Genomic DNA, 24989 nt, shown 5'->3' with positions numbered 1-24989 from the left:
GGAGTTTGCCTGTGGACGATCGTCCTGGCGGTGCAGATTTGCTTTGGGAAACCAGTTCCCTGCGCCCTCCCACTGGCGCCCGCGACTTTTTGCCGCGGGAAGTCCAGCGGCGGGAAAGGCTAGAGGCGCAGCTAACCCAGGTTTTTCGCCGTTACGGCTATCAACGTATCATCACGCCCACCCTGGAACGGCTAGAGACGCTACTGGCTGGGGGATCCATCCGCGCCGAGGCAGTGCTGCAGTTGCGGGACGGGGAAGGGACAATGCTGGGGTTGCGCCCGGAATTCACCGCTTCCATCGTGCGGGCAGCAGCCACGCGTCTGGCCAGCGGGCCCCTGCCGCTGCGGCTTTACTACCACGGCAACGTGTTCCGCAATAGCCGGCGGGAGGAGGGCTCCTACAGCAGCCAGGAGTTTTTCCAGTCAGGGGTGGAGCTCATCGGCGCGGGCGGATGGCTAGCCGACGCTGAGATCTTGCTGCTTTTAGCCGATTGCGTGCGCGCTGTTGGCCTCAGCAACTGGACATTGCTGTTGGGAGATGTGAGCCTGACTGAGAGCCTGCTTAACTCTGTTACTCCCAAGGCCCAGGCGGCGGTGCGCCGTGCCATTGCCCAGCTTGACTACGTTTACCTAGAAGCGGCTCCGCTGCCAGAGGCGGCCCGCCAGATTGGCCTGCAGATTCTGGGATTGCGTGGCCAGCCAGAACAGGTTCTACCTCAGCTGGCCCAGCTTCCTGTGTCGCCGGAGCGGCTGCGAGATCTGCGGCAGTTGTGCCAGATTCTGGAAGCCCAGCAAGTGCGGGTGGTGTTGGATCTGAGCTTGCTGCAAACCTTGGCCTACTACACCGGCATTGTCTTCCAAGCAGTGGTGGGGGGAGAAATCATCGCCTTAGGCGGGCGCTACGACCGGCTCTATGCCCTCTATAGCCCACAGCAACTGGAGCAGCCAGGGATCGGCTTTACCCTCCTGCCGGATACCCTGCTGCGGCTTTTGCCCCCCACTCCCCAAGACGAGGCAACGGGGTGCAAGCGGTTGGTGGTGCCACTGGTGCCGGCAGGGATCCCGGCGGCGCTGGCCTTGGCCGCCCGCTGGCGCGAGTCAGAGGCGGTGGAGCTGGAATTGCTGGACCGCTCCCCCGAAGAAATCGAGGCCTACGCCCGCCGCTGCCGGATCCCGGAGATTGCCTGGGTGCAGGCCGATGGCAGCTACCACATCTCCCCCGTCAAATATCCAGAGCCGCCAGATCCAACTGGGCACTGTGGGCCTCGATGAACTCCCGACGCGGCCCGACGGCATCCCCCATCAGGATGGTGAAAATGCGATCGGCTTCGGCTGCGTCTTCGATGGTGATCTGCTTGAGGACGCGCGTTGCCGGGTTCATGGTGGTTTCCCAAAGCTGCTCCGGCATCATTTCCCCCAAGCCCTTGAAGCGCTGGATGGTGTACTTGGTGTTGGCCGGCAGGCTGCGCAGGACTTGCTCTTTCTCGGCCTCGTTGTAGCAGTAGCGCACGTTGTTGCGGCCCCACTCGATCTTGTAAAGCGGCGGACAGGCAATGTAGACGTAGCCCTGCTCCAAAAGCGCCTTCTGATAGCGGTAAAAGAAGGTGAGCAGCAGGGTGCGGATGTGGCTGCCGTCCACGTCGGCGTCGGTCATGAGGATGATGCGGTGGTAGCGCAGTTGGCTGGGATCGAACTCCTCGCCCTTGACCCCCAGGCCCAGCGCTGTGATCATGGCCTGAATCTCGGCGTTTTTGTAGATCTTGGCGGGATCCGCCTTCTCGATGTTGAGGATCTTGCCCCGCAAAGGCAGCACCGCCTGAAACTGGCGATCCCGTCCCTGCTTGGCGCTGCCCCCTGCCGAGTCGCCCTCCACCAAGTACACCTCCGACTCCGCCGGATCCCGGCAACTGCAGTCGGCCAGTTTCCCCGGCAGGGTGGAAGATTCCAGGGCAGACTTACGGCGCACCAGCTCCCGGGCCCGACGGGCCGCCTCGGCCGCGTTGAAGGACTGGATGGCCTTCTCGACGATCCCCCTGGCCACGTTGGGGTTGAACTCTAGGTATTCTGTGAGGGCTTCCGAGACAAGGGTCTGGACAATGCCCCGCACCTCGGTGTTGCCCAGCTTGGTTTTGGTCTGCCCCTCAAACTCAGGGTTGGGCACCTTGACTGCAAGGATGGCGGTCAGCCCCTCCCGCACATTTTCTCCCGCCAGGTTGCTGTCGGAGTCCTTGAGTTTGTTGAGCTTGCGGGCTTGGCTGTTGATGGTGAGGGTAAGGGCGGTCTTCAATCCCTCCAAGTGGGTGCCCCCCTCAGTGGTGCGGATGTTGTTGGCAAAGCCAATCAAGGTATCGGTGTAGACATCCGCGCACCACTGCAATGCCGCTTCTACCTCGACGCCATCCCGCTCCCCGCGCACATAGATAATATCGGGGTGGATGGGGGTTTTTTCGTGGTTGATGAAGGCCACATATTCCTTAATGCCGCCGGCAAATTGATAGACTTCGCGGTGAGGCGGATCCCGCCGCAGATCGCTGAAGATGATTTTCAAGCCGGCATTGAGGTAGGCCAGCTCGCGCAAGCGGGCCGCCAACAGGCTGTAGTCAAACTCCCGCTCCGGGAAGATGAGCTCATCCGGCTTAAAGCGCACCTCCGTGCCCCGCCGCTGGGCACCGGCAGGCTGCGGCTCGGACTGAAGGGATCCCACCACCGCCCCTCGCTCGAAGCGCTGGAAGTAAACCTTGCCCTCCCGCCAGACTCTGGCCTCCAACCACTCGGAGAGGGCATTCACCACCGATACCCCAACGCCGTGCAGCCCCCCGGAGACCTTGTAGCCGCCGCCGCCGAATTTGCCGCCAGCGTGCAACACAGTCATGACCGTCACCAGCGCCGACTGCCCGGTCTTGGGGTGGATGTCTACCGGGATGCCGCGGCCATTGTCCAGCACCGATACCGAGCCATCGGGGTGGAGAGTAACCTCAATTTCGTTGCAGTAGCCAGCCAGAGCTTCATCGACGGAGTTGTCCACCACCTCGTACACCAGGTGGTGCAATCCCTTCGGCCCAGTGGAGCCAATGTACATGCCAGGCCGCCTGCGCACAGCCTCCAAGCCTTCCAAAACTTGGATCTGCTCTGCACCGTAGTTCTCCGTCATTCGTAACTCCAATCCCGAAGAGAGATCCCGGCCCCCGCCGACCTAAACCCAGAGAAATTGACGCCAGAAGCCAGAGATAATCCAAATGCCAAAAACCTGCCCCCATAATAGCACAAAAGGCTAAAACGGCCACACAGCCGCTTCTGAGGGCAAACTTTGGCAGGGGATGCAGGGATGGAGATCAGTTTCTTGCCCGATCCTGGCCGAGAAAGCTCTCCACCAATCCCGGTGGCGGCTGCACCTGCAGCTCACCTTTTTCCAAATCCACAACCGGCACCAGAGCCTTCACAAAGGGGATCAACACCTGCCGCTTGTCGGGGGTGGCGATCTCCAGCACATCTTGGCCAGCGGCCCAGATGGCCGAGACATGCCCCAGCAGCCGCCCTTGATGGTAAACGGCCAGGCCGATGAGATCGGAGTAGTGGTACTCCTCCGGCTCGAGGGGCAGGCGCTGGGAAGCCGGCACCAACACCTTAGCTCCCACCCAAGCCTCTGCCGCCGTCCGATCGGGAATTCCTTCCAGCCGCACCAGGTATAGGCCCTTGGCGGGAAAAAACTGCCCCTCGATCAAAGGATGCAACAGAGGCTCCGGATCGCTATCCCGCTGCAGCCAGCGCGGCCCTGGCTCGGTAAGGCGCTCCGGAAAATCCGACCAGCACTTAACCCGCAGCCAGCCCCGCAGTCCATGAGCAGCCACCACCTGCCCCACCAGCAGCCAAGCGGTATCCCTTGAAGCTACCATAGCTGTCGCTGCTAGTCGAGCTGAGGAAAGTTCACCTCGGTCGGGAAAGCCGTGGAGCTGCCCAACTTTTGGGAAGCCCCGGAAGCGCGGGATCCCTGTTCTCCCTTGGCCACATCCACCATAGAGAGCAACCCTTGCAGGGTAGCGGGGATGGAATTGGGATCCATAAAGATCACCTTCGAGCTGGGGCTACTGCCCACCTTGAGACCCATATCGATGTAGTTTTGCGCCATCAAGTATTGCAGCGCGTTGGCTGCCTCTGGGTTTTCCTGCAAAGTGGCGGCAATGGTTTTGATGGCCTCAGCCGTGCCCTCGGCTAGGAGCAGCCGCTCGCGCTTCTCAGCTTCTGCTCGCAACAACTGCGCCTTGGCAGCCCCCGCCGCTTGGTTGATGCTGGCCTGCTGCTCCCCCTCGGATTTGAGAATGGCCGCTCGCTTCTCCCGCTCGGCAGCCATCTGCTTTTCCATCGAGTCCTGCACGGTTTTGGAGGGCTGAATATCTCGAACTTCCACGCGGGTGATCTTGATCCCCCAGGGATCGGTGGCCTCGTCCAGTTCTGTCAAAAGGCGGGCGTTGATCTCGGCGCGGGAGGAGAAGGTCTGATCTAGATCCATGCGGCCAATTTCGGCCCGCAGGGCCGTCAGCACCAAGTTCACCAAAGCCCGCTGTACATCCTCTACTGCATAGCGAGCCTTGATCATATCCGTAATGCGCCAATAGACCACCGCATCCGCCATCAAAGAAACGTTGTCGCTGGTGATGCACTGCTGCGGCGGCACGTCCAACACCTTCTCGCGAATGGTTTCCTGGAACACAATCCTGTCGATGGGAGGAAAAATGACGTGCAGCCCGGGTGTTAGCTTGCGGTGAAACCGGCCCAGACGTTCTACCAGCGCCTCATAGCCCTGGCTGATGATCTTGACGGAGTTAAACAGGTAACCGAGGAAGATCAGGGCGATTGCCGCTAAGATGCCTGGCATAAGACGTCTCTCCTGAGTGGGAGCTTTGCCTCTTATCTTAGACGATTGTTCTCTGGGCTTGTCGGCCTTGACCTCGAGGCCCCTGAAGGCGGAGACTCTTTCCGGCTTTTTCCTAAAATTTTAAGGTTTGATGTCTTGACCCATACCTCATTGACCGGTGGGGGCAACCGGAAAGACTGAAAAGCACCTAAAGGGAGTCTGTCTATGAAACTAAACAGCAAGAACCTAGAAGTTGGCTTGAACAAAACCTACGACGTCATTGTCGCCGGTGGCGGCGCAGGGGGGCTGTCGGCGACAATCTATCTGGCTCGCTATGGCTTGAGTTGTCTGGTGGTGGAAAAAGGCAAAGGCCGATCTTTTTGGATGCAGGATCTGCGCAATTATCTGGGCCTGCCGCCAAACACGCCAGGACGAGAGCTGTTGCGACAGGGAAGGGAGCACGCCCTCAGCTTGGGGGTGGACTATCTATGGGGCTATGTGGAAAATGTGAAGGATGAGGGAGACCTTTTTGCCGTCAAGGTCAAGGTGGGAAAAGTCAACAGCCTCTACCCCGTTTTTCGCAGCAAGTATTTGATCGCGGCAACAGGCATCATCGATCATCTGCCGCAATTGCCGGACATGCAAAATGTTTACGACTATGCCGGCTATTCATTGCATGTCTGTATGATTTGCGATGGCTACGAAATGCGGGATCAAAAGGCAGTTTTAATCGTCGGCTCAGAGGCTCAAATCAACACTGCCTTTGTCCTCAACTGGTTTACGCCTTATATCTCGGTGTTGACTCACGGCCTCTGCTCGGTCGGCCCTGAAATGCGCCAAAAACTGGCCGAGCACGGCTATCCCCTTTACGAATCTCCCATCCGCCGCTTTCTGGGCGAGAACCACCAGATGCGCGGTGTAGAGCTCGCGGATGGCACCTACATCGAGGCAACTACCGGCCTGGTGGCCATGGGAGCCAAGTACCACAACGACTATTTGAAAGGGATCCCCAACTTGCAGTGGCAGGGCGAAAACCTCGTGACCGACGAGTGGTGCCGCACCACCCATCCGCGGCTGTTCGCGGTAGGAGATTTGAAGCAAGGCCTCAATCAGGTGGCGATTGCGGTTGCTGACGGAGCGCTGGCGGCCACAGCCATTTGGCGGGACATCCGCCGAGCCTCCCCTGCTCGTCAATGGGAAGAGCGCCTGCGCTCTTAGTTTGGGCTCATTCCGCCCTCTTGAGGGAGCTGGGATGGCCCTTTGCCCTATGATTGTTGCGAAGCCCCGAGAAACTCCCATGCGTTCTCTGAAAGCGGCGATCTTTTTTTTGGTTTTCCTATTGGTGGGGCTGCAGTACTGCGCGGTGGAGGCCCAGTCTTTTTTTGATCTAAAGCTGACTCTAACCTCAGAATACGATCCTGTTCTCCCGATCGAGAGCGTTCGGGTTGTGCGCGGCAGCCCTCCCCAAGACCTGCTGGTTTACCTATCGGCTCCTTCTGCTGCCTGGGTTTACCAAGAGCGGGTAAATGGGCATTACTTGATCGATATTCCCTATGCGGTGATTACGCCCTCGACCGCTGTTGAGGTTCCTAGGGAGCTGCCCTACCGGCTGAGCTGGGGCAACCGAGACGAACAGACTGGGCGCCTGCTGATCACCCCTGCACCTGCCCAGGTAGAGGTCTTTTTGCAGCATGGCTGGACAGCGGATCCCACTTTGCTCGATCCGCTGGAAAATAGCCGGCCTTTGCAACTGCCTTTGGAAGAGGCGCTCGGGCCTTTGTTGGAAGTGCCACCTCGCTCTGCCTTTCTCACCATTGACGATGGACCTTGGCCGCAGTCCACCCCTCGCCTTTTAGAGGTTTTGGATCAGCTACAGATTCCGGCCACCTTCTTTCTCATCGGCAATCACGTTTCTCGCTTTCCAGAGTTGGCCAAAGCCATTCAAACCCACGACCACACTATAGCCAACCACACGTTTACTCACGACTATCGACGCCTCTATAGCAGCGACGAGATATTCTATGCCGAGGTGGATCAGACAACCCAACTGCTCAAGACGTTGGGCTTGGATCCCCAACTGGTGGTTCGCCCACCGGGCGGTTTTCGCTTAGACTCTGCTTTGCGTCGCGCTTTGGAACAGGCAGGGTATCAGGTTCTCTACTGGAACCTTAGTCCTGAGGATGCCTATGCCGGCCAAACAGTAGACCAGCTTTTGCAGCGGGTTCGATCCCAGTTGTCGGTGATGAAAGCCTCTGAACAACCCCTGGTTTTGCTGCTGCACGACCGCTGGCCCCATACTGCAGAAGCTTTGCCGGAGATCGTTGCTGCCGTTGAAGAGGCGGGCTATCGCTTTTTGCCCTGGCCCACTTCTAGAGATTCTGCTTGAGGGAACTGCCAACTGTCTCTTAAGCAAAACCGGGCAATCTCTTAAAATCTTAGGGTCGAGGAGTGGGGAAGTATGCGAAAGCCCTTGGATTTCTGGGGTCGGATAAGTTGGGGAGCAGCCTTGGCTCTGGCGCTACCCCTTGCTGTTAACTCTGCCCACCCCCAGCCGCTGCTTCCGCTGTTGCCGGCTGTTTCTGAGGGAGGCACCGCGCGCGAGGGAGTAGTTGCCCTCTTTCGTCAATCCATCTGGTGGGAGTTCATCCGCGGCAATCGCGGCCAAAACCTGCGCCTGTTTGCGGCCAGCCTCACCGCTTCCGATCGGCAGGATGTGGTGGCCGTGTTTGAAATCCAGCGGCAGCCGACAGTGGAGCCGGTGGTGCGCGTTCTCAGCTTCGCCCATCAGGGAGGATACGATTTTCGCCTGCTCCATGCGGCTGAGCCGATCCCCGGACGGCTGGTGGAGGCGCACCTGCGCACCGACATTACCTCCAGCGCCCAGCCCAAGCTGGTACTGCTCACCGAGCGAGGGGGAATCAGCCTGCTGCGGTCTGTCTTGATCTTGGAACACCAGCCGGAGGGGTTTGTGCCGCTGCTGAGCGTAACCGATTTAAGCAATGCCAGCTTGCGGGTCAGCTCCCAAGGGCTCCTGGTCATCTCCAGCATGCCGGGATCCAACCGCGACTCGCGCGCCACCCTCTACCAGTGGGAGGGAGATGGCTTTGTCCGCCGCGATCTGTAACATCCCAAGTCTTCCGATTGGCGACGAGACAATAGACCGCTGGGATTCGTTCCAAATTGCCACAAAGCAGTCCCTTGCAACTCCCCTCTCCCACTGGGAGAGGGGTCGGGGGTGAGGGGAGACTCCCACTGGGAGAGGGGTCGGGGCTGCGGGAAATGTCTCTAGTCTATTGAGGAGGGCCAGAGAGCTGTTGAGCCTGCCAGCAGGCGCCTAGGCTGGGCGCTTGGCCCACCTGCCAGAGAAACAGGCTTTCGGCTCCCAGGGGATGCAGGCTCCAGGGATCCAGGCCAGGCCCAAACCAGCCGTAGGGATCGACGGGGGCGGGTTGGCCGGAGTTGGTTGGGTTGAGACGGCGCACCTCGAAATGGAGATGGGGCCCGCTGGCACAGCCGCTGTCGCCCGACAGGCCGATCACCTCCCCGGCGGCTACCCTCTGTCCCTCCTGCACCTGGATTTGGCTGAGGTGGGCGTAGAGGGTTTCCAAGCCAGCTGGCTCGTGCAGAATGCGCACCCGCAACCCCCTGACCGGGCGACCCAAGGCAGGGCAGAAAAACGCTGGCTCCGGACGCGCTACGGTAACCCGTCCTGGGGCGGCGGCCAGGATGGAGGTGCCCACCGGCATGGCCCAGTCATAGCCGGCATGGCCATCGCTTTTGCCGCAGGGGTGCAGCGGGCCAGGGATCCAGACTTGGCCTTGCCCACTGACAAACCGTCCGTTGCCATCCTCCTCCCCCAAGGGCAAGTCGTGGTCGAAGAGGTTGGTGACGGGAAATTCCCCGACAAAGGGCTTGTGCAAAAACGGCCACTGGGGCGGCGGCGGATCCCCATTAGAAGAGCGATGGCTCTCCAGCGCCAACCGATAGTGCTCCAGATCCTGACGCTGGGCGGGATCTGGGGACCGCTGCAGCAGAAGATCCACCAGGCGCAAGGCCTGAGCCCAGTCCCGGCGCTCCACAGCCCGCCTCAACTGAGCGTACACTCCCCTCAGGGATCCCTCTGACCAAGAGGAGCTCTGCGGAAAACCAGGCAGGATGTTTACGAATTGATACAATAGGCAGCAAAATATCAGCAGGCCTACCCTGGTCAGGCCAGGCAGTTTGCTTTGGCCATCCGCTTTTCTCCTCAGCCGCTGCTCAAGCGGTGGGGTAGCGAGGCGGCTCTGATCAACCACCCTACGGGAGCTTCTCATGCGTTGGCTGTTCTCCTCGTTATCCTCTGGTGTCCTTGTTAGCCTGCCTTTCCGGTTTTCTGATAGGCGAGGTGTTCTCCTTGGGTTTGGGTCAATCTGGCAGCGGTTGGAGGCTTTGGCGCTGGGCTTGCACATTCTCTCCTTGCTCTTCGGGCTGGTGGGCCTACTGTGGGTAGTACCGCATCCCGAGTGGGTGGCCAGTTTACCCCCCATTGGTCTGCAGGCCTTCTCTTGGAGCATGGGCAATGGCGGCGTGGCCTACATGGTGTCTGGAGCGCTGGCGGCGGCTTTGATGGGATCCCGGCTGTTGGGGGTGCGGCGCCTGTTGATGTTTTTGATCCCGGCGGTGGGCATTTCCTTGGCCAGCGAGCTGCTGGGCACCAGCACCGGGATCCCTTTTGGCGACTACGGCTACCTGAGCGGGCTGGGCTACAAGATCGCCGGACTGGTTCCCTTCACGATCCCTTTGTCTTGGTTTTACGTGGGGCTGTCGTCCTACCTGTTGGCGCGGGTGGCGTTGCAAGCGGGGCGCCATTGGCTGATCCACTGCGAGGCCATCCTGTTGGGGGCGCTGCTGCTCACCGCCTGGGACTTCGTGCTGGATCCGGCCATGACCCGCGGCCTGATCCCCTTTTGGACGTGGTTCCAGCCGGGGCCCTTTTTCGGCATGCCGCTGCAAAACTTCGGCGGTTGGATGCTCACCGGAGCTGCCTTTATGACCGCGGCCAACCTCCTTTGGGGGAAAGATCAGCCGGTCTTGAACCGCCGCCAGTTGCTGGGGCCGCTGCTGCTCTATGTAGCCAATTTTGCCTTTGCCCTGCTGATGAGCGTAGGATCCGGCATTGTCGCGCCAGCAGGGCTGGGGCTCTTGCTGGGATTGGGGCCAGCTGTGGGGTTGTGGTGGAGCGCTCCGCCGGATCCTGAGGCTCCCTCGCAGCCTGAGTTGGCCGCGCAAGAAGCTGGGGATCGCCAGTGGGCGGGGGCGAAGTAGGTCGCCTAGGGTCTCGGCGCCGTTTTTTTCGGGCTGCCCTGCCACAGGCCAACCAACAAGCAGGCCACCCCCACGTTGATGGCCACGTCCGCCACGTTAAAGACGGGGAAGCCAATCCAGACGAAGTTGAAAAAATCCACCACATAGCCGTTGAGAAAGCGGTCGATGCCGTTCCCCATCGCTCCTGCCCAGACCAAGCCGTAGCCCACCTGTTCCCAACGGCCCAGGCTGCTGCCGCGAATCGCCAGCAGCGCCAGCGCCACCGCTACCCCCAGCGAGACCCACTTGAGGAACTCTGCCGAATCGGCAAATAGGCTCCAAGCGGCGCCGGTATTTTCCACATAGGTAAGGTGAAACACCCCTGGCCACAGCTCGATTTCCGGCCCCGGCAGCAGCCGCTCCACCGCCCAGCGCTTGCTCGCCTGATCCAGGAGCAACCCCAGGATCCCGGCCAGCCAAAAGCCCGTGTTTTTCATGCTTTTTCACCTCACTACGTCCACCGGCAAGAGCGCTCAGAGGAGCACTTTTCCCATCCTGACATCCTCTCTTCTTTTGTGAGCGGCAAACCGCAGGAGCAAGGTTGGGGAGGGTGGAATAGAAAGCCAGGGAGCCTCAGGCCAGCAATTGTCTGCCTGGAGGGCAAAACAAAGAAAAGCGTCCGGCTAGCTGAGCCGGACGGGGATCCTACAGTCTAGAGGAGAGGAAAAGAGCAGCTACCGCCCCCGCTGCTCCAGGGATCGGCGCAACTCGCTGGCCATCTGTATAAACTCTTGCGGATTGCCCGCCTTGCCGTAGGAGGAGCGATCTTGAACCTTTTTGCCGCTACCTTGGCGGGTGCGGGTGTTGATCAGAGAGCTGGCCATTTCCAGAAACTTGGCAGGGTTCCCTTCGCTGCTGCCCCGCATCACAAAGGTTCGTCCGGCACGAGTCACTGCCATAGCTACCTTGATTCTCAGAAACGAAATGCTTGTTCACATCTTCCCACAAGGATCCCAAACCCGCCAGGCCCAGCGCCCTATTGGAGATAGCCGTGGCTTCTCAGGCTTTGCATCACCAAGTCGATACATTCAGAGATGCTTTGCTCGGCGGTTTTGCAGACCACCTCTGGATATTCTGGCGGCTCGTAGGGGTCGTCGATGCCGGTGAAGTGCCGGATGAGGCCTGCCCGCGCTTTGCGGTAGAGGCCTTTCACATCGCGCTGTTCACAAACTTCCAGGGGGGCGTCCACAAAGACTTCGATGAAGTTGCCGATCTGCTGCCGCACCTCCTGCCGGGTGGCGCGATAGGGGGAGATGGCCGACACCAGCACGATCACCCCGTGGCGGGTCAGCATCTCTGCCACAAAGCCGATGCGACGAACGTTCTCATCCCGATCCGCCCTGCTGAAGCTCAGTTCCTTGCTGAGGTGTTGCCGCACCAGGTCTCCATCGAGCACTTCCACCGGCAACCCCAAAGCCTGTAACTGCTGGGCGACACCGCAGCTCAGGGTGGTTTTGCCCGCGCCGCTGAGCCCCGTAAACCAGACCGTTACCCCCCGCCGCCCCATGGGTGTAGATCCCTTCTCCTTGGGCTTTGCCAGAATATCATCCCCCGCCCAGAGTGATACACTCGAGACATTGTCCATTCTCCCTCTGCCATGCCGCCGCTAAGCGCTTCTCTTGTCGACTTGGGCTCCGGGACAACCGCCGAGCTGTTCGACCGGCATGTGATGTCCACCTACGCTCGCTATCCTTTGACCCTGGTGCGGGGGGAAGGCTGCCGGGTTTGGGACGAAGAAGGGCGCGAGTACCTGGATTTTGTGGCTGGCATTGCCACCTGCACGCTGGGCCATGCCCACCCCGCTTGGATCCAGGCGCTGACTCAGCAAGCGCAACAGTTGCACCATGTTTCCAACCTCTACTACAACCGGCCCCAGGCGCAACTGGCCCAATGGCTGACCCAGCACTCCTGTGCCGATAAGGTTTTTTTCTGCAACTCAGGGGCAGAGGCCAACGAAGGCGCCATCAAGCTGGCCCGCAAATATGCCCATACGGTGCGCGGGATCCAAGATCCGGTGATCCTCACCGCCCAGGCTAGCTTTCATGGACGCACCCTGGCTGCCCTCACCGCTACCGGCCAGCCGAAATACCAAAAAGACTTTGCCCCGCTGGTGCCCGGCTTCGACTACGTTCCCTACAACGATATCGAGGGTACGGCGGCAGTGCTGGAGCGTTGGGGCGAGCGGGTGTGTGCCGTGCTGCTGGAGCCGCTGCAGGGAGAAGGAGGGGTTGTGCCCGGGGATCCCGCCTACTTTCAGTGGCTGCGCCGGGTCTGTAGCGAGCGGGGCATCTTGCTGATGTTGGACGAGGTACAGGTGGGGCTGGGCCGCACCGGCAGGCTCTGGGGCTACTGCAACCTGGGGATAGAGCCGGATGTGTTTACCCTGGCCAAGGGCCTGGCGGGCGGGATCCCAATTGGCGCCCTCCTGGCCAAAGACTTTTGCGCCGTGTTCCAGCCGGGGGATCACGCCAGCACCTTCGGCGGCAACCCCCTGGCCTGTGCGGTTGGCCTGGCGGTCTGCCACACCCTGATGGTCGAGAGCCTGGTTTGGAATGCCCAGCAGACAGGAGCCCATCTGCGCCAGGGTCTATCTCGCTTGGCCAAGCAGTTCCCGCAGCTTGTGCAGGAGGTGCGCGGCTGGGGCCTGATCCAGGGCCTGGTGATGCGGATCCCGGCGGCTGAGGTGGTCAGGGCGGCCCTGGAGCGAGGGCTGTTGCTGGTGCCGGCGGGATCCCAGGTGGTGCGCTTGGTGCCCCCCTTGATCGTCACGCCTGCGGAAATTGACGAGGCGCTGGCGCGGCTGGAATCGGCTCTGCAGAGCTTGGCCCTTGGCAATAGCGGGACGGAGTCCTAGCCCTGGCAGACCTGCTGCAAAAAGGCTTGCAGCCGCTGGCGGGCCTCCTGGGGCAGGGGATCCCCGGCCTGCTCCAGCAGCGGCAGCACCTCCTCGGCGTAGGCCGGGACAAAGCCGGCAGCCGGCCAGAGCAAATCCGAGGTGGATCGCAGGTTCCAAACTTGGGATCCCTGCTTGAGCAACAGGGGTCGCACCCAAAGCAGAGCTGGGGATCCCGCCTCAAGATTGTGAAGAGAAACCTGAATCAGCTCCACGTAGAGGGTGGCCTGCGACCCCGGCAAGGCTAGGATGGGGCGGGGTGAGGTGAGGACACTCCCTACTTCCGTCCTCCCAGCAGGCAGAGGACGTCCCCTAATGGGGAGATCCTCACCAGAGCCACATTGAGCGGGCAGACAGGGCCACAGGGTCATGGAACGGCTGGCTTCCGCTTAGGAAAGTTGAGACCAACTACACCTGATCTTAAGGGATGCCTTCTCAGGTTCTGCGAGGGGATCCCAGATTGCCCATGGTGCTAGTCTTGCAGGCAAGACTCCTCCAAATTCCTGGAAACCGGATCCCGCCATGATGCACACCTTTATCCCGCCCCACCGTTTCTTTCCCTACCTGACCTGGACGGAGATCCAGGCCATGCCCGACAAAGAGAACGTAGTCATCATCCAGCCGGTGGCCTCAATCGAGCAGCACGGTCCCCATTTGCCCCTGGTGGTAGATGCCTGCATCGGCACGGCAATCATCGGGCGGGCCATGGAAAAACTAGAGCCGGAGATCCCGGCCTATGTCCTGCCCACCCAGTGCTACGGCAAGGCCAACGAGCACTGGCATTTCCCCGGCACCATCACCCTCTCGGCGCAAACCCTGATGGCGGTGTTGACCGAAGTGGCCGAAAGCATTTACCGGGCTGGGTTTCGCAAGCTGGTGTTCCTCAACTCCCACGGCGGCCAGCCCGAGGTGCTGCAGATTGTGGCCCGCGACCTGCACCAGAAGTACGAAGATTTCCTGCTCTTCCCGGTGTCCGTCTGGCGCGTTCCCCACCAAGGCCAGGAGCTGATGACCGCAAAAGAGCAGGAATTGGGCATTCACGCCGGAGACGGCGAGACCAGCATGTTGATGTACCTGTTGCCCGAGACGGTGCGCACCGACCGCTTGGTCTGCGAGTACCCCTCGGATCTGCCGCAAGATAGCTTGCTCAGCCTGGAAGGGCGGATCTCGTTTGCCTGGACAACCCGCGACCTCAGCCGGAGCGGCGTCCTGGGGGATGCCACCGCCGCCACGCCCGAAAAAGGCAAGCTCCTGGTCGAGTCGATGGCCGACGGCTGGGTGCAGCTGATCCGAGATCTGCACAAGTTCCAACAGCCCCAGGCCTGGCGCAAAGCCCCGCTGTCGGTCTAGGGATCCCGGCAGGTTTCCTGACCTTTTGAGGCTTCTGGCCGGCCCTAGCCTGCTTCTCTGGAGCGGGAGGAGCGACTTCTCGAGGGCTGATGATAGGCTTGAGGGAAACCCCCTGAGGGAAGAGCGATGGTTCTTGCCTCAAAGCCAGCCACCCCCCCTGTCCTTGAGCGGCACGACGCCACTTGGCAGGACTATGTGGCCATTCGCAGCCATCCTGACCTGGAGTGGCAAAAACTCTCCTTTCATCGGGGTTGGTTGTGGGTCAACATGGGCAAAGAAGGGCCAGAGCACGCCTCCGTCAGCGATTTGATGACGGCCATTTTTTTCGCCTGGGCCTTTTTGCACCCGGATGTGCCGCTGCAGTCCTATGGTCGCTGTCTGATTGAGTACCCAGAAACCCACGCCTGCGCCCCTGACCTAGTGCTCTACAAAGGGGAGAACATCCCCAAATACCAAGCCGGCGAGCCGCGGCGGATTGATTTGCGTTTCCAAAGACCTCCCGACCTGGTGGGCGAAATTGCCGACACCACCCTGGCTCTTGACCTGGACGAGCAAAAGCAGCTCTACGCCAGCCTGGGCATTCCTGAGTACTGGGTCATCGATGTCAAGGGGCGGCGTGTTTTTGCCTTTGCCCTGGCCAAGGACAGGCGCTATCGGGCCATTGCCCAGTCACAGGTGCTGGCGGGCCTGCAGATAGCCCTGCTTGAACAGGCTCTGGAACGCCTGGCCAGCCAGACCAACACTGCTGCCGCCAACTGGCTCCTCCAACAGCTCCAACGCCAGGCTTAAGATTCCCAGCTTCAGGATGGACTATGACTGTAATCTCTCTCAAGACCTCGACTTCCCCCATCCTCGAGCGGCACGACGCCACTTGGCAGGACTATGTGGCCATTCGCAGCCATCCTGACCTGGAGTGGCAAAAACTCTCCTTTCATCGGGGTTGGTTGTGGGTCAACATGGGCAAAGAAGGGCCAGAGCACGCCTCCGTCAGCGATTTGATGACGGCCATTTTTTTCGCCTGGGCCTTTTTGCACCCGGATGTGCCGCTGCAGTCCTATGGTCGCTGTCTGATTGAGTACCCAGAAACCCACGCCTGCGCCCCTGACCTAGTGCTCTACAAAGGGGAGAACATCCCCAAATACCAAGCCGGCGAGCCGCGGCGGATTGATTTGCGTTTCCAAAGACCTCCCGACCTGGTGGGCGAAATTGCCGACACCACCCTGGCTCTTGACCTAGACGAGCAAAAGCAGCTCTACGCCAGCCTGGGCATTCCTGAGTACTGGGTCATCGATGTCAAGGGGCGGCGCGTTTTTGCCTTTGCCCTGGCCAAGGACAGGCGCTATCGGGCCATTGCCCAGTCAGAGGTGCTGGCGGGCCTGCAGATAGCTCTGCTTGAGCAGGCGCTGGAACGCCTGGCCAGCGAGACCAACACCGCCGCCGCCAACTGGCTCCTCCAACAGCTCCAACGCCAGGCTTAAAGCCGTCAGGGCGTTTGGGCCAGCTTGATGATGAGATGGCGGTTTTTGTCCACCGCGATCCAGCCCTGCTGGCGGAAACGGTTCAAAAGACGGGTGATGGTGACGCGGGTAGTGCCGATGGCATTGGCCAAGTCTTGGTGGGTGAGGCGCACCTGCAGGCGCACCCCCGTCGCCATTGGGGATCCCAACTCCACCGCCAATAGGGAGAGCAACTGGCGCAGCCGATCCTCCACCCGCCGCCGCCCGGCCAAGGCCAGCAGCGCTTCGGTTTGGCGCAACCGCCGCACCAACTGCTTGAGCAGCCCCTGGCTCAGGGTTGCTGAGGCTTCCACCTCGGCTGCCGACAGCCGCAACACGTCAACCGCCGTCAACGCCTTGGCTTGGTAGGGATCCAACATTGTCAGCGGGGATCCCAGGGGCATGGAGGGGCCAGCAAATCCCAACAGCGCCTCGCCGCCATTGGGATAGAGGGTAGTCAATTGCACCACACCCCGACAGACGATCACCCACTCCTCGGGAAACAAAGGGATGACCTGGCCGGGACTGTAGGGAGATAAACTGCGGCCTCGGTAGAGGTCTTCTAGCAATTGCCGCTCCCGTGTAGGCAGGCCGGCAGCAAAATGGCCGGGCATCGTTTCAGGCATAGGCTAGCTCCGCTAGGGCAAACTGGGCACACTGGTCGTTGGGCTTTCCCCTACCAATAACAGCATGGGGTTGGCTTCGCGGCTGAGTTGGGGTAGAGGACAAGTGTTCCCGACAACACCTTACCGCTTGCCTCTTCGACGGAAGTAAAGGAGAGGTTATGCCCAGGTTAAGTCTCGCCACGCAGAGGGGCAGAACCGAGAGCAACCGCGATCCGGTAGGATAGAAGTGCCAAGCTCAACCCTTCAGGAGACCTGCTGTGACGCTGATGGTTCGCGTGATCACCCCCGACCGCACGGTTTGGGATGCCCCCGCCGAGGAAGTGATCCTCCCGGCTACCTCAGGTCAGTTGGGCATCCTCACCAACCACGCCCCTCTCTTGACGGCCATCGGCAACGGCGTGATGCGGGTCAAGGCCGGTGGCAAGTGGTCGGCCATTGCCGTGATGGGCGGGTTTGCGGAAGTGGAAAATAACGAGGTAACCGTTCTGGTCAACCGCGCCGAGCGGGGAGAAAAAGTGGATAAGGCCGCAGCTCAGGCCCTCTTGGACAAAGCGAGCCAAGTTTTGAACACCAGCAGCGACAAGCAAGAGCGCCTGCAGGCCAAGTTGGATCAACAGCGGGCTAGGGCCTTGATCCAAGCCGCCGAGATGGGCCACAAAAGCTGAGGGATCCCCGCTTTTCTTGGCAGGGGATCCGGCTGCGGGGCTGGCTTTGTTAAGCTGAAGCTCTTGGGGAGCTGGTGGTGCTATGTTCAGTCCTGCAGTTGCCGATGGCGCATTGGGCAGCTTGAGAATTAGCCAGGTGGCGGCGGCGGCGGGGTTGCCGGTGCGCACGGTGCGCTACTACGAGTCGCTGGGCCTGCTGAAGCCAACGGTGCAGCGGTCGGAGTCCAGCTATCGCCTCTTCCATCCGGCAGTGCTGGGGCGGCTGGCTTTCATTCGCCGCTGCCAAAGCCTGGGCCTGAGCTTGGAGGAAATTCGCCAGATCCTGCAGTTGTACGACCGGGGGGAGCAGCCCTGCCCAGAAATCCGCCAACACCTGCAGGAGAAGCTGTGGCAAATCGAAGAGCGCATGGCCGAATTGCAAACTCTAAAAGGCCAAATTGAAAGCCTCCTTTCCGATTGGCGGATCCCAGCGGAACCGACGGCCCAGGAGGACGTGATCTGCCCGATTTTGCAAAAGCCAGAGGCCGGCGGTGACAAGGTTGGCAGACGCTACTCGACGGTTACCGACTTGGCCAGGTTGCGGGGCTGATCCACATCGGCCCCGCGGCGCAGCGCCATGGCGTAGGCAAACAGCTGCAGGGGGATGACGTTCAAAACCGCCGACAGCAGAGGTGTGGTGCTGGGCACCTCGATGACGTGGTCGGCTTTTTCCCGGACCTGGGTATCTTCCGGATTGATCAGGGCAATGACTCGCCCGCCCCGCGCCCGCACCTGCTCGATGTTGGAGAGCATTTTTTCGTAGACGGGATCGCGGGTGGCAATACACACCACCGGCATGCGCTCGTCGATGAGGGCAATGGGGCCATGCTTCATCTCCCCTGCTGGGTAGCCCTCGGCGTGGATGTAGCTGACCTCTTTCATTTTTAAGGCCCCCTCCAGGGCTATGGGGGCGTTGACCCAGCGGCCCAGGTAGAGCATGTCGGTGACGTGGTGGTACTGCTCCGCCAACTGCTCGTAGAGGGCGGCGTCTTTCAACAACAGGCTGATCTTGCCCGGCAGCTCGATTAAAGCTTGCAGGTGGGATCGGATCTGGGCCGGGCTGAGGATCCCTTTGGCCTGGGCCAGTTGCAGGGCCAGCAGGTATCCTGCCACCAGCATGCCGGTAAACACCTTGGTGGAGGCGACGGCGATCTCCGGCCCGGCGTGGATGTAGATAACCCCCGCATCCGCCAGACGAGTGGCCTGGGATCCGATGGCGTTGACGATGGCCAGGGTGGGGATCCCCTGAGTGCGGGCCTCGCTCATGGCCGCCAGCGTATCCACCGTCTCACCGGACTGGGTGAGGGCCACCAGCAGGCTGTGGGGGCGCAGCACCGGCTGGCGGTAGCGAAACTCGGAAGCATAGTCCACCTGCACCGGGATGCGGGCCAGGCTCTCGATGAAATACTTGAGCACCAGGCAGGCGTGCCAGGCGGTGCCGCAGGCCACGGCGTGGATCTGCTCTATCTGGGCCAGTTGCGCTTCTGTTAGCGCCAGCCCCTCCAGCGTCACCCGCCCCCCTTCCAGATCCACCCGCCCCCGCAGCGTATCGGTGGTGGTGCGCGGCTGCTCGTAGATCTCCTTTTGCATGAAGTGCTTGTAGCCCCCCTTGGCCGCCGAGACGGGATCCCAGGCTACGGTGATGGGAGTCTTGCGCAGCTCTTCGCCGGTAATGCGCAGGTAGCGCACGCTGGAGTCGGTGAGGATGGCCATCTCCCCATCTTCCAGAAACACCACCCTGCGGGTGTGGCGGACGATGGCGGGCAGATCCGAGGCCACAAAATTTTCCCCTTCCCCTTCGCCAATCACCACAGCCCCGGCATTGCCCAGGCGGGCGGCAATCAGACGATCCGGCGCCTCCCGATCCAAGGCCACCACGGCATTGCCTCCCCGCAGTTGTCCCATGACTTTGGCAAAAGCTGCCTCAAAGCAGCCCAGCTCCTCCGTGTACAGGCCCAGCAGGTGGGCGATCACCTCGGTATCGGTTTGGGAGCGAAAAGGGATCCCGCACTGCAGCAGGTGCTCCTTCAGCTCCAGGTAGTTCTCCACAATGCCGTTTTGGATGACCACGATGCGCCCGCGCGCGTCGCAGTGGGGGTGGGCATTTTCTTCGCTGATACCGCCGTGGGTGGCCCAGCGGGTGTGGCCAATCCCCACCTTGGCCGTGGGCATGTTGGCCGTGAGCTTCACCAGCAGGTTGTGCAGCTTGCCGGTGGCCCGCACGATCCTCAAGCCTTCTTCTGGATCCACGGTGGCAATGCCTGCGGAGTCATAGCCGCGATACTCCAAGGTGCGTAGGCCCTCCACCAGAATGGGGGCAGCCCACTGAAAGCCCACATAGCCGACAATGCCACACATTCCTCACACCTCAACCCTGGTCAACGGCGCGGCGTCCTATACCCGCAAAGCCTACCCCAGCTTCGGGATCCCTTCAATGGCTTTTGCCGCTGCTAGGGGAGCGGATCTCGGCAGGGATCTTGGCTTCCTCTTGGGGAACCGGCTGCTGCCCCATAGGGGCGAGGGTAAAAGAAACGGGCGCGACTTGGACGGCAGCGGGCTGAATCCCGTTCTTGGAAGGGGCGCTGGAAACCAAGTTGCTCAGCCCCAATACCAGCTCTCGCAGGGCGCGGCGAAACTGGGGATCCCCGGTAAGCTCGTCGATGTCAGCCGTGATCTTTTGCACGTTCTGAAAGGAGATGCGGGCGGAGTCCAGGGTTTGGCGCAAGGTTGCTAGGGTGCCCGGGTCGCTTAGGGCAGCCGCAAGCTGCCGCAGATCCTCAGTGGCCTTGGCCGCGTTCTCCGCCGTTACTCGTGCCCCTACTAGGATCTGGCGCACCTCCTCCTGCAGTTGCGGATCGGTAAGCAGCGGGCGAACCGCGCTCGACATCGCCTCCAGATCGGCGCTCACCTGCTGGATATTCTCTAGGGCGGCCTGGAGCGAGGCGCGATTTTCTAGAAGCAGGGCCGTGAACTGGTCGGCAGCCTCCTGGAGACTTGCGGCAGTTTGGCTCACTGCTCTAGCCGCCTCGGTGAATTGCAACAAGTCCAGATCTTCCGTGCGCAGGGCTGCCACCCGCTCTTCCAGGGTTTCCGAGAGGTTGGCCACGCTGTCGGCAACGCGGGTGATCCCTTCTAGGGTGGCGTTAAGGGTGCTAAAAACCTCATCATCGTCAACCCGTGCAAGCAACCGCTCCAGGCGAATCAGCAACTGGCCAAAATCCACCCCCGGTGTGCCCTCCACCACATCGCCATCGCAGATGATTTGGCTGCGGTCGCAATCGGCAGCTAGGGGGGATCCCACTGCCCCCTCGACACTCCCCCTAGGCAAGATGTCCACCACCGTCTCCCCCACCAACCCTGTTTGCTGGGTAATAAACAGAGCATCGCGAGGGATGATCAAGGGCTGGTCGATGGCCACCTGGACCTCCACCTGAGCTGCCTGAGGCACGATGCGCTCCACCCGGCCCACAGCTACCCCCCGCAGCCGCACGCTAGAGCCCTCCGCCAGGCCGGCCACGCCGGGATAGGTAACGGTAAACCGAAAGCCGCGGCTGCCGAAGCGCAAGTTGTAGATCCACAAAAACAGCCCGGCAAAGCCCAGTGCCCCCGCCAAGATCAACAGGCCCACCGCCCCTTCTCGGATTGCTCGCGAACGCATCACACCTGCCCTGCCACTTGAATTGGCCCTTCTACACTACCGCTGAAGAATTGCCGCACAAAGGGGTTGTCGCTCGTCTCAATCTCTTGCACGGATCCCTCCCACTGCACCCGCCCCTGGGCCAAGAGCACAATCCGGTCGGTGGCGCGGTAGATGGTGCTGTGCTGGTGGGTCACCACAATGTAGCTCTCGCAAGCTTTTTTCACGCGCTGCAGATCCCGGATGAGGTCTTCGATTACGGTGGAAGCAATGGGATCCAGGCCCGCCGTGGGTTCGTCGTAAAGCAGCAGTTGCGGCTCGTCTTGGGGCAGAGAGGGATCCTCTATGATGGCGCGGGCAAAGCTAGCCCGTTTGCGCATCCCCCCAGAGAGCTCTTCCGGCAGGCTGTTCTCCTTGCCCGCCAGCCCCACCGCCTCCAGCTTGGCCGCCACCAGCTCCCGAATGCGTGCCCGCGGCAGCCGCGAGTGCTCGTAGAGCAAAAAACCGACGTTTTCCTCCACCGTTAGGGAGTCGAACAGGGCCGCTTGCTGAAATACCATGCCCAGCCGCAAGGGGGGAGTGCGGTGGCCGGCCTGAATCTCTGGCAGGGGGATGCCGCACCAGAGCACTTCACCGGCGTCGGGCTCCGTTAGGCCAGCGATGATGCGCAACAGGGTCGATTTGCCAGTGCCGGAAGGCCCCACCAGTCCTAGGGCATCGCCCCGGTACACTTTGAGGTCAATCCGATCCAGCACCACCGTAGCCCCAAAGCGCTTAGAGACCTGCCGCAGCTCTACCAGAGGGATCGGATCGTTTACCTTGGCTGGAGAGGAAAGGGGCTGAGGTTGACCATTCTCTACCCCTGCTGGCGGCTTCTGCTGGCTGTCCCTGCTTGTGGCAGTGGCTTGCTGGCAGCACTTTGCCCACCACTTCTGGCAAAACTGCGGAATCAGGATACCTTCCTCCGGTGGCTTGCCTCCACTACTAGTCTACAAGGCCCTCCCGTTGCCCGAACAACCTGCCGGCGTTCACCGGCCCCAGGGATCCGAAATTCCTCCCTGGGCTCCCTTAGTCCAGCTCAGCGGCAGACTCAACCTCAGCAAGAGCGGCTAAGCCGGCAGGGATCCCTTCCGTCGAACTGGGCAGAGTCGAATCTGGCTGGGCCACGGCTGGAGGAGAAGGACTGCGGCGCTGCGAAAAGCCCCAGACAAACAAAGGCAGCACAGCCAGCACCATCCCCCATTCCGGGAGCTCAATTTGGGGGAAAAACACCTCCAGCAGCATGAGGCTTCCCACCAGGGCGATGATGGCAAAGGCAGCATCTTCCAGGCGGGAAAACTCATCCAGCCAGCGCAAGAACAAAGAGGCCATGTAGCGCATCAGGGTGATGCCGAGAATGCCGCCGAGGATGATCACCCAAGCCTTGCGGGAGACGCCCACCGAAGCGGCGATGCTGTCGAAAGAAAAGACTAGATCCGTCAGCTCTACCATCACCAGAGTTTGCCAAAAATTGGCCTGGCGAGTGATGTCTTGCTCGGGTCCTTCTTCTTCCCCGCGAAAATGCTGCCAGGCCAGCCAGAGCAAGTAACAGGCCCCAAGAAACTGAGCGGGCGGATACTCCACCAGCCAAACCGCTGCAAACACAATGGCGATGCGAAAACCATAGGCGCCAATGATGCCCCAGCGCAAAGCCCGGTTCTGTTGCTGGGGGGTGGGCAAATGCTTGACCAAAGCAGCTAGGGCGACGGCGTTATCAGCAGAGAGGGCTGCTTCCAAAAACACCAGAGCCACCACCAAAAAGAGATCCGTCCAAGTGAAGGACTGAACGATCCCCTGAACAAGAGCCACAGCGGTATTTATTGCCTCGATGGACATAGCAGCAAGCTTCATGTACCCCGGCTAAAAAATCGTTCGTTCAGTGCAGCCAACCCCAGACTGCTATCCTATAATCGACAACTCCTTTCATTTGCTTTCATTTTTATGGTCGTTTTTATGGTCGTTAGGGAGCGCCCCAAGAATGATACCTGAGGAAAGAACCCACCCCTCAATTCTTGGAAACAACCTCCCAGCGGAGACAGCCAAAATCCCGGCCTAGCCATGGCCTGAGTATAGCCTGTCTGGCTTAGGATTGTTTTACATTTCTTAACCTTCTCCCTCTCCAGGGGATGCAGGCGAGGGCAATCGCGACGCCAGCCGCTGGCCACAGCGCAGGATCTGGCCGGCCAGAATCGCAGCCCCAAAGCCGTTGTCGATGTTCACTACCCCCACCCCAGGAGCACAGGAGTTGAGCATGGTCAGCAGGGCAGCCAAGCCCTGGAAGCTGGCCCCGTAGCCGATGCTGGTGGGCACGGCGATCACCGGGCAATCGGCCAGGCCCGCCACCACGCTGGCCAAAGCCCCCTCCATGCCCGCCACCACGATCAGCACATCGGCTTCCAGGGCGGCGCGGTGGTGCAGCAGGCGATGGATCCCGGCCACTCCCACATCCCAAAGGCGGTTGACCTGAAACCCGGAGAGCTCGGCGGTGAGAGCGGCCTCTTCAGCCACCGGCACGTCGGCAGTGCCACCGGAGATCACGCTAATCTGGCCGGGATAGCTATGCACCTTTTGGGGAGGGATCCAGCACAAGCGCGCTACAGGAGAATACTGGGCCTGGGGCAAGCGGCAGCGAACTTGGGCATAGACCGAGGGATCGACGCGGGTAGCCAAAGCTAGGGATCCCTGGCGGTGCAGCCGCTCCAGAATCTGGGCAATCTGCTCGGGAGTTTTGCCCGGCCCCCACACGGCTTCGGGAAAGCCGGTGCGCAGAAGGCGATGGTGATCCACACGGGCGAAGTCTCCTACCGCCTCAAAAGGCAGGAAGCGACAGGCTTGCAGGGCCTGCTCGGGAGAGAGCTTCCCCTGAGCCACCGCCTGGAACAGTTCCTTCAAGGTTTGGTCAAGCGGCATAGAAGGGGGGTTGGGCAGCTCTACTGCGCTAAGGAACCGCGCGGGAAAAACAACACCGGATGCCAACTTTGCCGTAGAATCTCGCCGGTGAGGCTACGGATTGACCACTCCCAAAAGGTCCCCACCCGTGGGGAGGCGGTGGCAATGGCGGTCATGTCCTCCTCAGCAGCGGTGGCTAGGATTTCCTGAAGCGGGGATCCCACCCGCACCAAGGCCCGCAACTGCACCGGTTTTACCTGCTCGACCAGCGGTTCGACTAACCGGGCCAAGTCGGCCTCGGCCCTGCGCTTGAGCTCTTTTGCCGGCGATCCCTGGTTGCGGCGGGCGCTGGGATCCACCACATAGAGCAGCGTAATGGCCTGACACTGGGAAGTTCCTGGCAGCAGTTGGCCAAGACGGCTGAGGAGCTGCCGGCGGGGCTCCTCAAAGTCAAAAGGCACTAGGAGGGAGCGAAATAGGTGGCGGCTGCGCAGGCGCAATTCTTCTAGAGTCAAGGCGGCGATGAGTTGCGGACGCATCACCATTACCGGGATGGTCAGCTTCGGCAGCAGCTCCAAGGTGGTGCTTCCAAACAGTTTTTCGGTGAGCAGATTGTGGATCCCCATGCCTGTGATTAGCAAGTCGGCGCTGCAGGTTTGGATCCCTCTTAAAATCAGATCCACCGCCTTGCCCGCCTGCACCAAGACTTTGACTTCCAGCCCTGCAGGAACGGCGCTCAACACCTCTTGTAAGCGAGCCTGTTGCGCCTGCACTTTGGGGGTGAGGTCTTCGGGAAGGCCAATGTCGTCGTCCTGCCGGGCAACGCTATGCACAAAAGCAACGCGCTCAATCCCATTCAGGTAAAGCTCTTCTAGGCATTTGCCGAAACGCTGCAGTCCATCGCGGCAATCGGTGGCGATCAACAGGCTTTTGAACATATGGCTTTAGGCAGAGGGAGGTAGCCAGCAACAGCGACCTGCCCTAGGGGGGCAATCTCAGGCTAACACCTCGCACCCCGGACCTGTCCTTGAAAGGAGTCCCGATCTACTTCTGCTGCGGCTTTTTCTGCTGCGGCTTTCGCTCACCGATAGGGATCCGCCAAGTTGCGAAACTGGGTGTACTGGCTTTCAAACAAAAGGCGCACCGTGCCCGTGGGGCCGT

Annotated in this window: 26 protein-coding genes; 11 read left to right on the top strand and 15 right to left on the bottom strand. The window is 60.9% G+C overall.

Annotated features, from left to right (window positions below; all coding sequences use genetic code 11):
- The first annotated feature begins 11 nt into the window (after window positions 1-11).
- Window positions 12-1271 (top strand): ATP phosphoribosyltransferase regulatory subunit, encoded by a 1260-nt coding sequence (locus tag NW809_RS00745; protein ID WP_414346985.1) that lies wholly within the window; start codon window positions 12-14, stop codon window positions 1269-1271.
- On the opposite strand, the gene gyrB is transcribed toward NW809_RS00745, so the two are convergent.
- The 3 genes from gyrB to NW809_RS00730 form a co-directional block, all read right to left on the bottom strand.
- On the bottom strand, window positions 1222-3150 hold the full coding sequence (gene gyrB, locus NW809_RS00740; protein WP_011430367.1) for a DNA topoisomerase (ATP-hydrolyzing) subunit B: 1929 nt from the start codon (window positions 3148-3150) through the stop codon (window positions 1222-1224). The genes NW809_RS00745 and gyrB overlap by 50 nt on opposite strands.
- Window positions 3151-3331: 181 nt before the next feature.
- Window positions 3332-3892: a ribosome maturation factor RimM gene (gene rimM, locus NW809_RS00735; RefSeq protein WP_011430368.1), complete on the bottom strand. Its 561-nt coding sequence runs from the start codon at window positions 3890-3892 to the stop codon at window positions 3332-3334.
- 11 nt (window positions 3893-3903) lie between these two features.
- Complete coding sequence (locus NW809_RS00730) at window positions 3904-4872, bottom strand: SPFH domain-containing protein (RefSeq protein ID WP_011430369.1); 969 nt, start codon at window positions 4870-4872, stop codon at window positions 3904-3906.
- A gap of 204 nt (window positions 4873-5076) precedes the next feature.
- Between NW809_RS00730 and NW809_RS00725 the strand changes: the two genes are divergently transcribed.
- From NW809_RS00725 to NW809_RS00715, 3 genes are all read left to right on the top strand, one after another.
- Window positions 5077-6069 carry an NAD(P)/FAD-dependent oxidoreductase gene (locus NW809_RS00725; protein ID WP_414401332.1) on the top strand — a complete coding sequence of 331 codons (993 nt, stop codon included), beginning with the start codon at window positions 5077-5079 and terminating at the stop codon, window positions 6067-6069.
- A 79-nt stretch (window positions 6070-6148) separates the two neighbouring features.
- A complete protein-coding gene (locus NW809_RS00720) occupies window positions 6149-7237 on the top strand; it encodes a polysaccharide deacetylase family protein (RefSeq protein WP_099887460.1) in 1089 nt (362 codons plus the stop codon).
- A 120-nt stretch (window positions 7238-7357) separates the two neighbouring features.
- Window positions 7358-7975, top strand: a complete 618-nt coding sequence (locus NW809_RS00715) for a hypothetical protein (RefSeq protein WP_414401331.1) — start codon at window positions 7358-7360, stop codon at window positions 7973-7975.
- 166 nt (window positions 7976-8141) lie between these two features.
- On the opposite strand, the gene NW809_RS00710 is transcribed toward NW809_RS00715, so the two are convergent.
- A complete protein-coding gene (locus NW809_RS00710) occupies window positions 8142-9026 on the bottom strand; it encodes a peptidoglycan DD-metalloendopeptidase family protein (protein WP_414401330.1) in 885 nt (294 codons plus the stop codon).
- Window positions 9027-9270: 244 nt separating this feature from the next.
- On the opposite strand from NW809_RS00710, the gene NW809_RS00705 reads away from it, so the two are divergent.
- Complete coding sequence (locus NW809_RS00705; RefSeq protein WP_228375211.1) at window positions 9271-10155, top strand: carotenoid biosynthesis protein; 885 nt, start codon at window positions 9271-9273, stop codon at window positions 10153-10155.
- Window positions 10156-10160: 5 nt separating this feature from the next.
- On the opposite strand, the gene lspA is transcribed toward NW809_RS00705, so the two are convergent.
- From lspA to cysC, 3 genes are all read right to left on the bottom strand, one after another.
- Window positions 10161-10631 carry a signal peptidase II gene (lspA, locus tag NW809_RS00700; protein ID WP_011430376.1) on the bottom strand — a complete coding sequence of 157 codons (471 nt, stop codon included), beginning with the start codon at window positions 10629-10631 and terminating at the stop codon, window positions 10161-10163.
- Between the two features lie 237 nt (window positions 10632-10868).
- Window positions 10869-11093 (bottom strand): hypothetical protein, encoded by a 225-nt coding sequence (locus NW809_RS00695; RefSeq protein ID WP_011430377.1) that lies wholly within the window; start codon window positions 11091-11093, stop codon window positions 10869-10871.
- A gap of 77 nt (window positions 11094-11170) precedes the next feature.
- Window positions 11171-11701, bottom strand: coding sequence for an adenylyl-sulfate kinase (gene cysC / locus NW809_RS00690; protein WP_414401336.1), 531 nt, complete (start codon window positions 11699-11701; stop codon window positions 11171-11173).
- 90 nt (window positions 11702-11791) lie between these two features.
- On the opposite strand from cysC, the gene NW809_RS00685 reads away from it, so the two are divergent.
- Window positions 11792-13048 (top strand): aspartate aminotransferase family protein, encoded by a 1257-nt coding sequence (locus tag NW809_RS00685; RefSeq protein WP_099812087.1) that lies wholly within the window; start codon window positions 11792-11794, stop codon window positions 13046-13048.
- Here the strand turns inward: NW809_RS00685 and NW809_RS00680 are convergent.
- Window positions 13045-13458, bottom strand: a complete 414-nt coding sequence (locus NW809_RS00680) for a hypothetical protein (RefSeq protein WP_011430380.1) — start codon at window positions 13456-13458, stop codon at window positions 13045-13047. The genes NW809_RS00685 and NW809_RS00680 overlap by 4 nt on opposite strands.
- A 154-nt stretch (window positions 13459-13612) precedes the next feature.
- Here NW809_RS00680 and NW809_RS00675 point away from each other — a divergent pair, with 154 nt between their 5' ends.
- From NW809_RS00675 to NW809_RS00665, 3 genes are all read left to right on the top strand, one after another.
- Entirely contained in the window at window positions 13613-14437 is an 825-nt protein-coding gene (locus NW809_RS00675) for a creatininase family protein (RefSeq protein ID WP_414401335.1), read from the top strand.
- Between the two features lie 126 nt (window positions 14438-14563).
- Entirely contained in the window at window positions 14564-15226 is a 663-nt protein-coding gene (locus tag NW809_RS00670) for a Uma2 family endonuclease (protein ID WP_414401329.1), read from the top strand.
- A 23-nt stretch (window positions 15227-15249) separates the two neighbouring features.
- Complete coding sequence (locus NW809_RS00665) at window positions 15250-15915, top strand: Uma2 family endonuclease (protein ID WP_011430383.1); 666 nt, start codon at window positions 15250-15252, stop codon at window positions 15913-15915.
- A gap of 5 nt (window positions 15916-15920) precedes the next feature.
- On the opposite strand, the gene NW809_RS00660 is transcribed toward NW809_RS00665, so the two are convergent.
- Window positions 15921-16559 (bottom strand): Crp/Fnr family transcriptional regulator, encoded by a 639-nt coding sequence (locus tag NW809_RS00660; RefSeq protein ID WP_414401328.1) that lies wholly within the window; start codon window positions 16557-16559, stop codon window positions 15921-15923.
- A 257-nt stretch (window positions 16560-16816) separates the two neighbouring features.
- Here NW809_RS00660 and atpC point away from each other — a divergent pair, with 257 nt between their 5' ends.
- Window positions 16817-17224, top strand: a complete 408-nt coding sequence (atpC, locus tag NW809_RS00655; protein ID WP_011430385.1) for an ATP synthase F1 subunit epsilon — start codon at window positions 16817-16819, stop codon at window positions 17222-17224.
- A gap of 82 nt (window positions 17225-17306) precedes the next feature.
- Window positions 17307-17813, top strand: a complete 507-nt coding sequence (locus NW809_RS00650) for a heavy metal-responsive transcriptional regulator (RefSeq protein ID WP_206336901.1) — start codon at window positions 17307-17309, stop codon at window positions 17811-17813.
- Here the strand turns inward: NW809_RS00650 and glmS are convergent.
- The 6 genes from glmS to NW809_RS00620 form a co-directional block, all read right to left on the bottom strand.
- On the bottom strand, window positions 17774-19621 hold the full coding sequence (gene glmS, locus NW809_RS00645) for a glutamine--fructose-6-phosphate transaminase (isomerizing) (protein ID WP_414401327.1): 1848 nt from the start codon (window positions 19619-19621) through the stop codon (window positions 17774-17776). The genes NW809_RS00650 and glmS overlap by 40 nt on opposite strands.
- 73 nt (window positions 19622-19694) lie before the next feature.
- Window positions 19695-20921: an MlaD family protein gene (locus NW809_RS00640; protein WP_414401326.1), complete on the bottom strand. Its 1227-nt coding sequence runs from the start codon at window positions 20919-20921 to the stop codon at window positions 19695-19697.
- On the bottom strand, window positions 20921-21658 hold the full coding sequence (locus tag NW809_RS00635; RefSeq protein ID WP_414401325.1) for an ABC transporter ATP-binding protein: 738 nt from the start codon (window positions 21656-21658) through the stop codon (window positions 20921-20923). Before NW809_RS00635 ends, NW809_RS00640 begins: the two co-directional genes overlap by 1 nt.
- Window positions 21659-21968: 310 nt before the next feature.
- Window positions 21969-22790 carry a TerC family protein gene (locus tag NW809_RS00630; RefSeq protein ID WP_228375215.1) on the bottom strand — a complete coding sequence of 274 codons (822 nt, stop codon included), beginning with the start codon at window positions 22788-22790 and terminating at the stop codon, window positions 21969-21971.
- Window positions 22791-23042: 252 nt separating this feature from the next.
- Window positions 23043-23849, bottom strand: coding sequence for a nickel pincer cofactor biosynthesis protein LarB (larB, locus tag NW809_RS00625; RefSeq protein ID WP_414401324.1), 807 nt, complete (start codon window positions 23847-23849; stop codon window positions 23043-23045).
- A gap of 20 nt (window positions 23850-23869) precedes the next feature.
- Window positions 23870-24766, bottom strand: coding sequence for a universal stress protein (locus NW809_RS00620; RefSeq protein WP_414401323.1), 897 nt, complete (start codon window positions 24764-24766; stop codon window positions 23870-23872).
- Between the last annotated feature and the right edge of the window lie 223 nt (window positions 24767-24989).

The sequence above is a fragment of the Synechococcus sp. WC101 genome, from assembly GCF_047461555.1.
In the GTDB taxonomy this organism is placed as follows: Bacteria; Cyanobacteriota; Cyanobacteriia; order Thermostichales; family Thermostichaceae; genus Thermostichus.
Note: the sequence above shows the minus strand (reverse complement) of the source record. Positions and strands in the feature narration are given on the sequence as shown.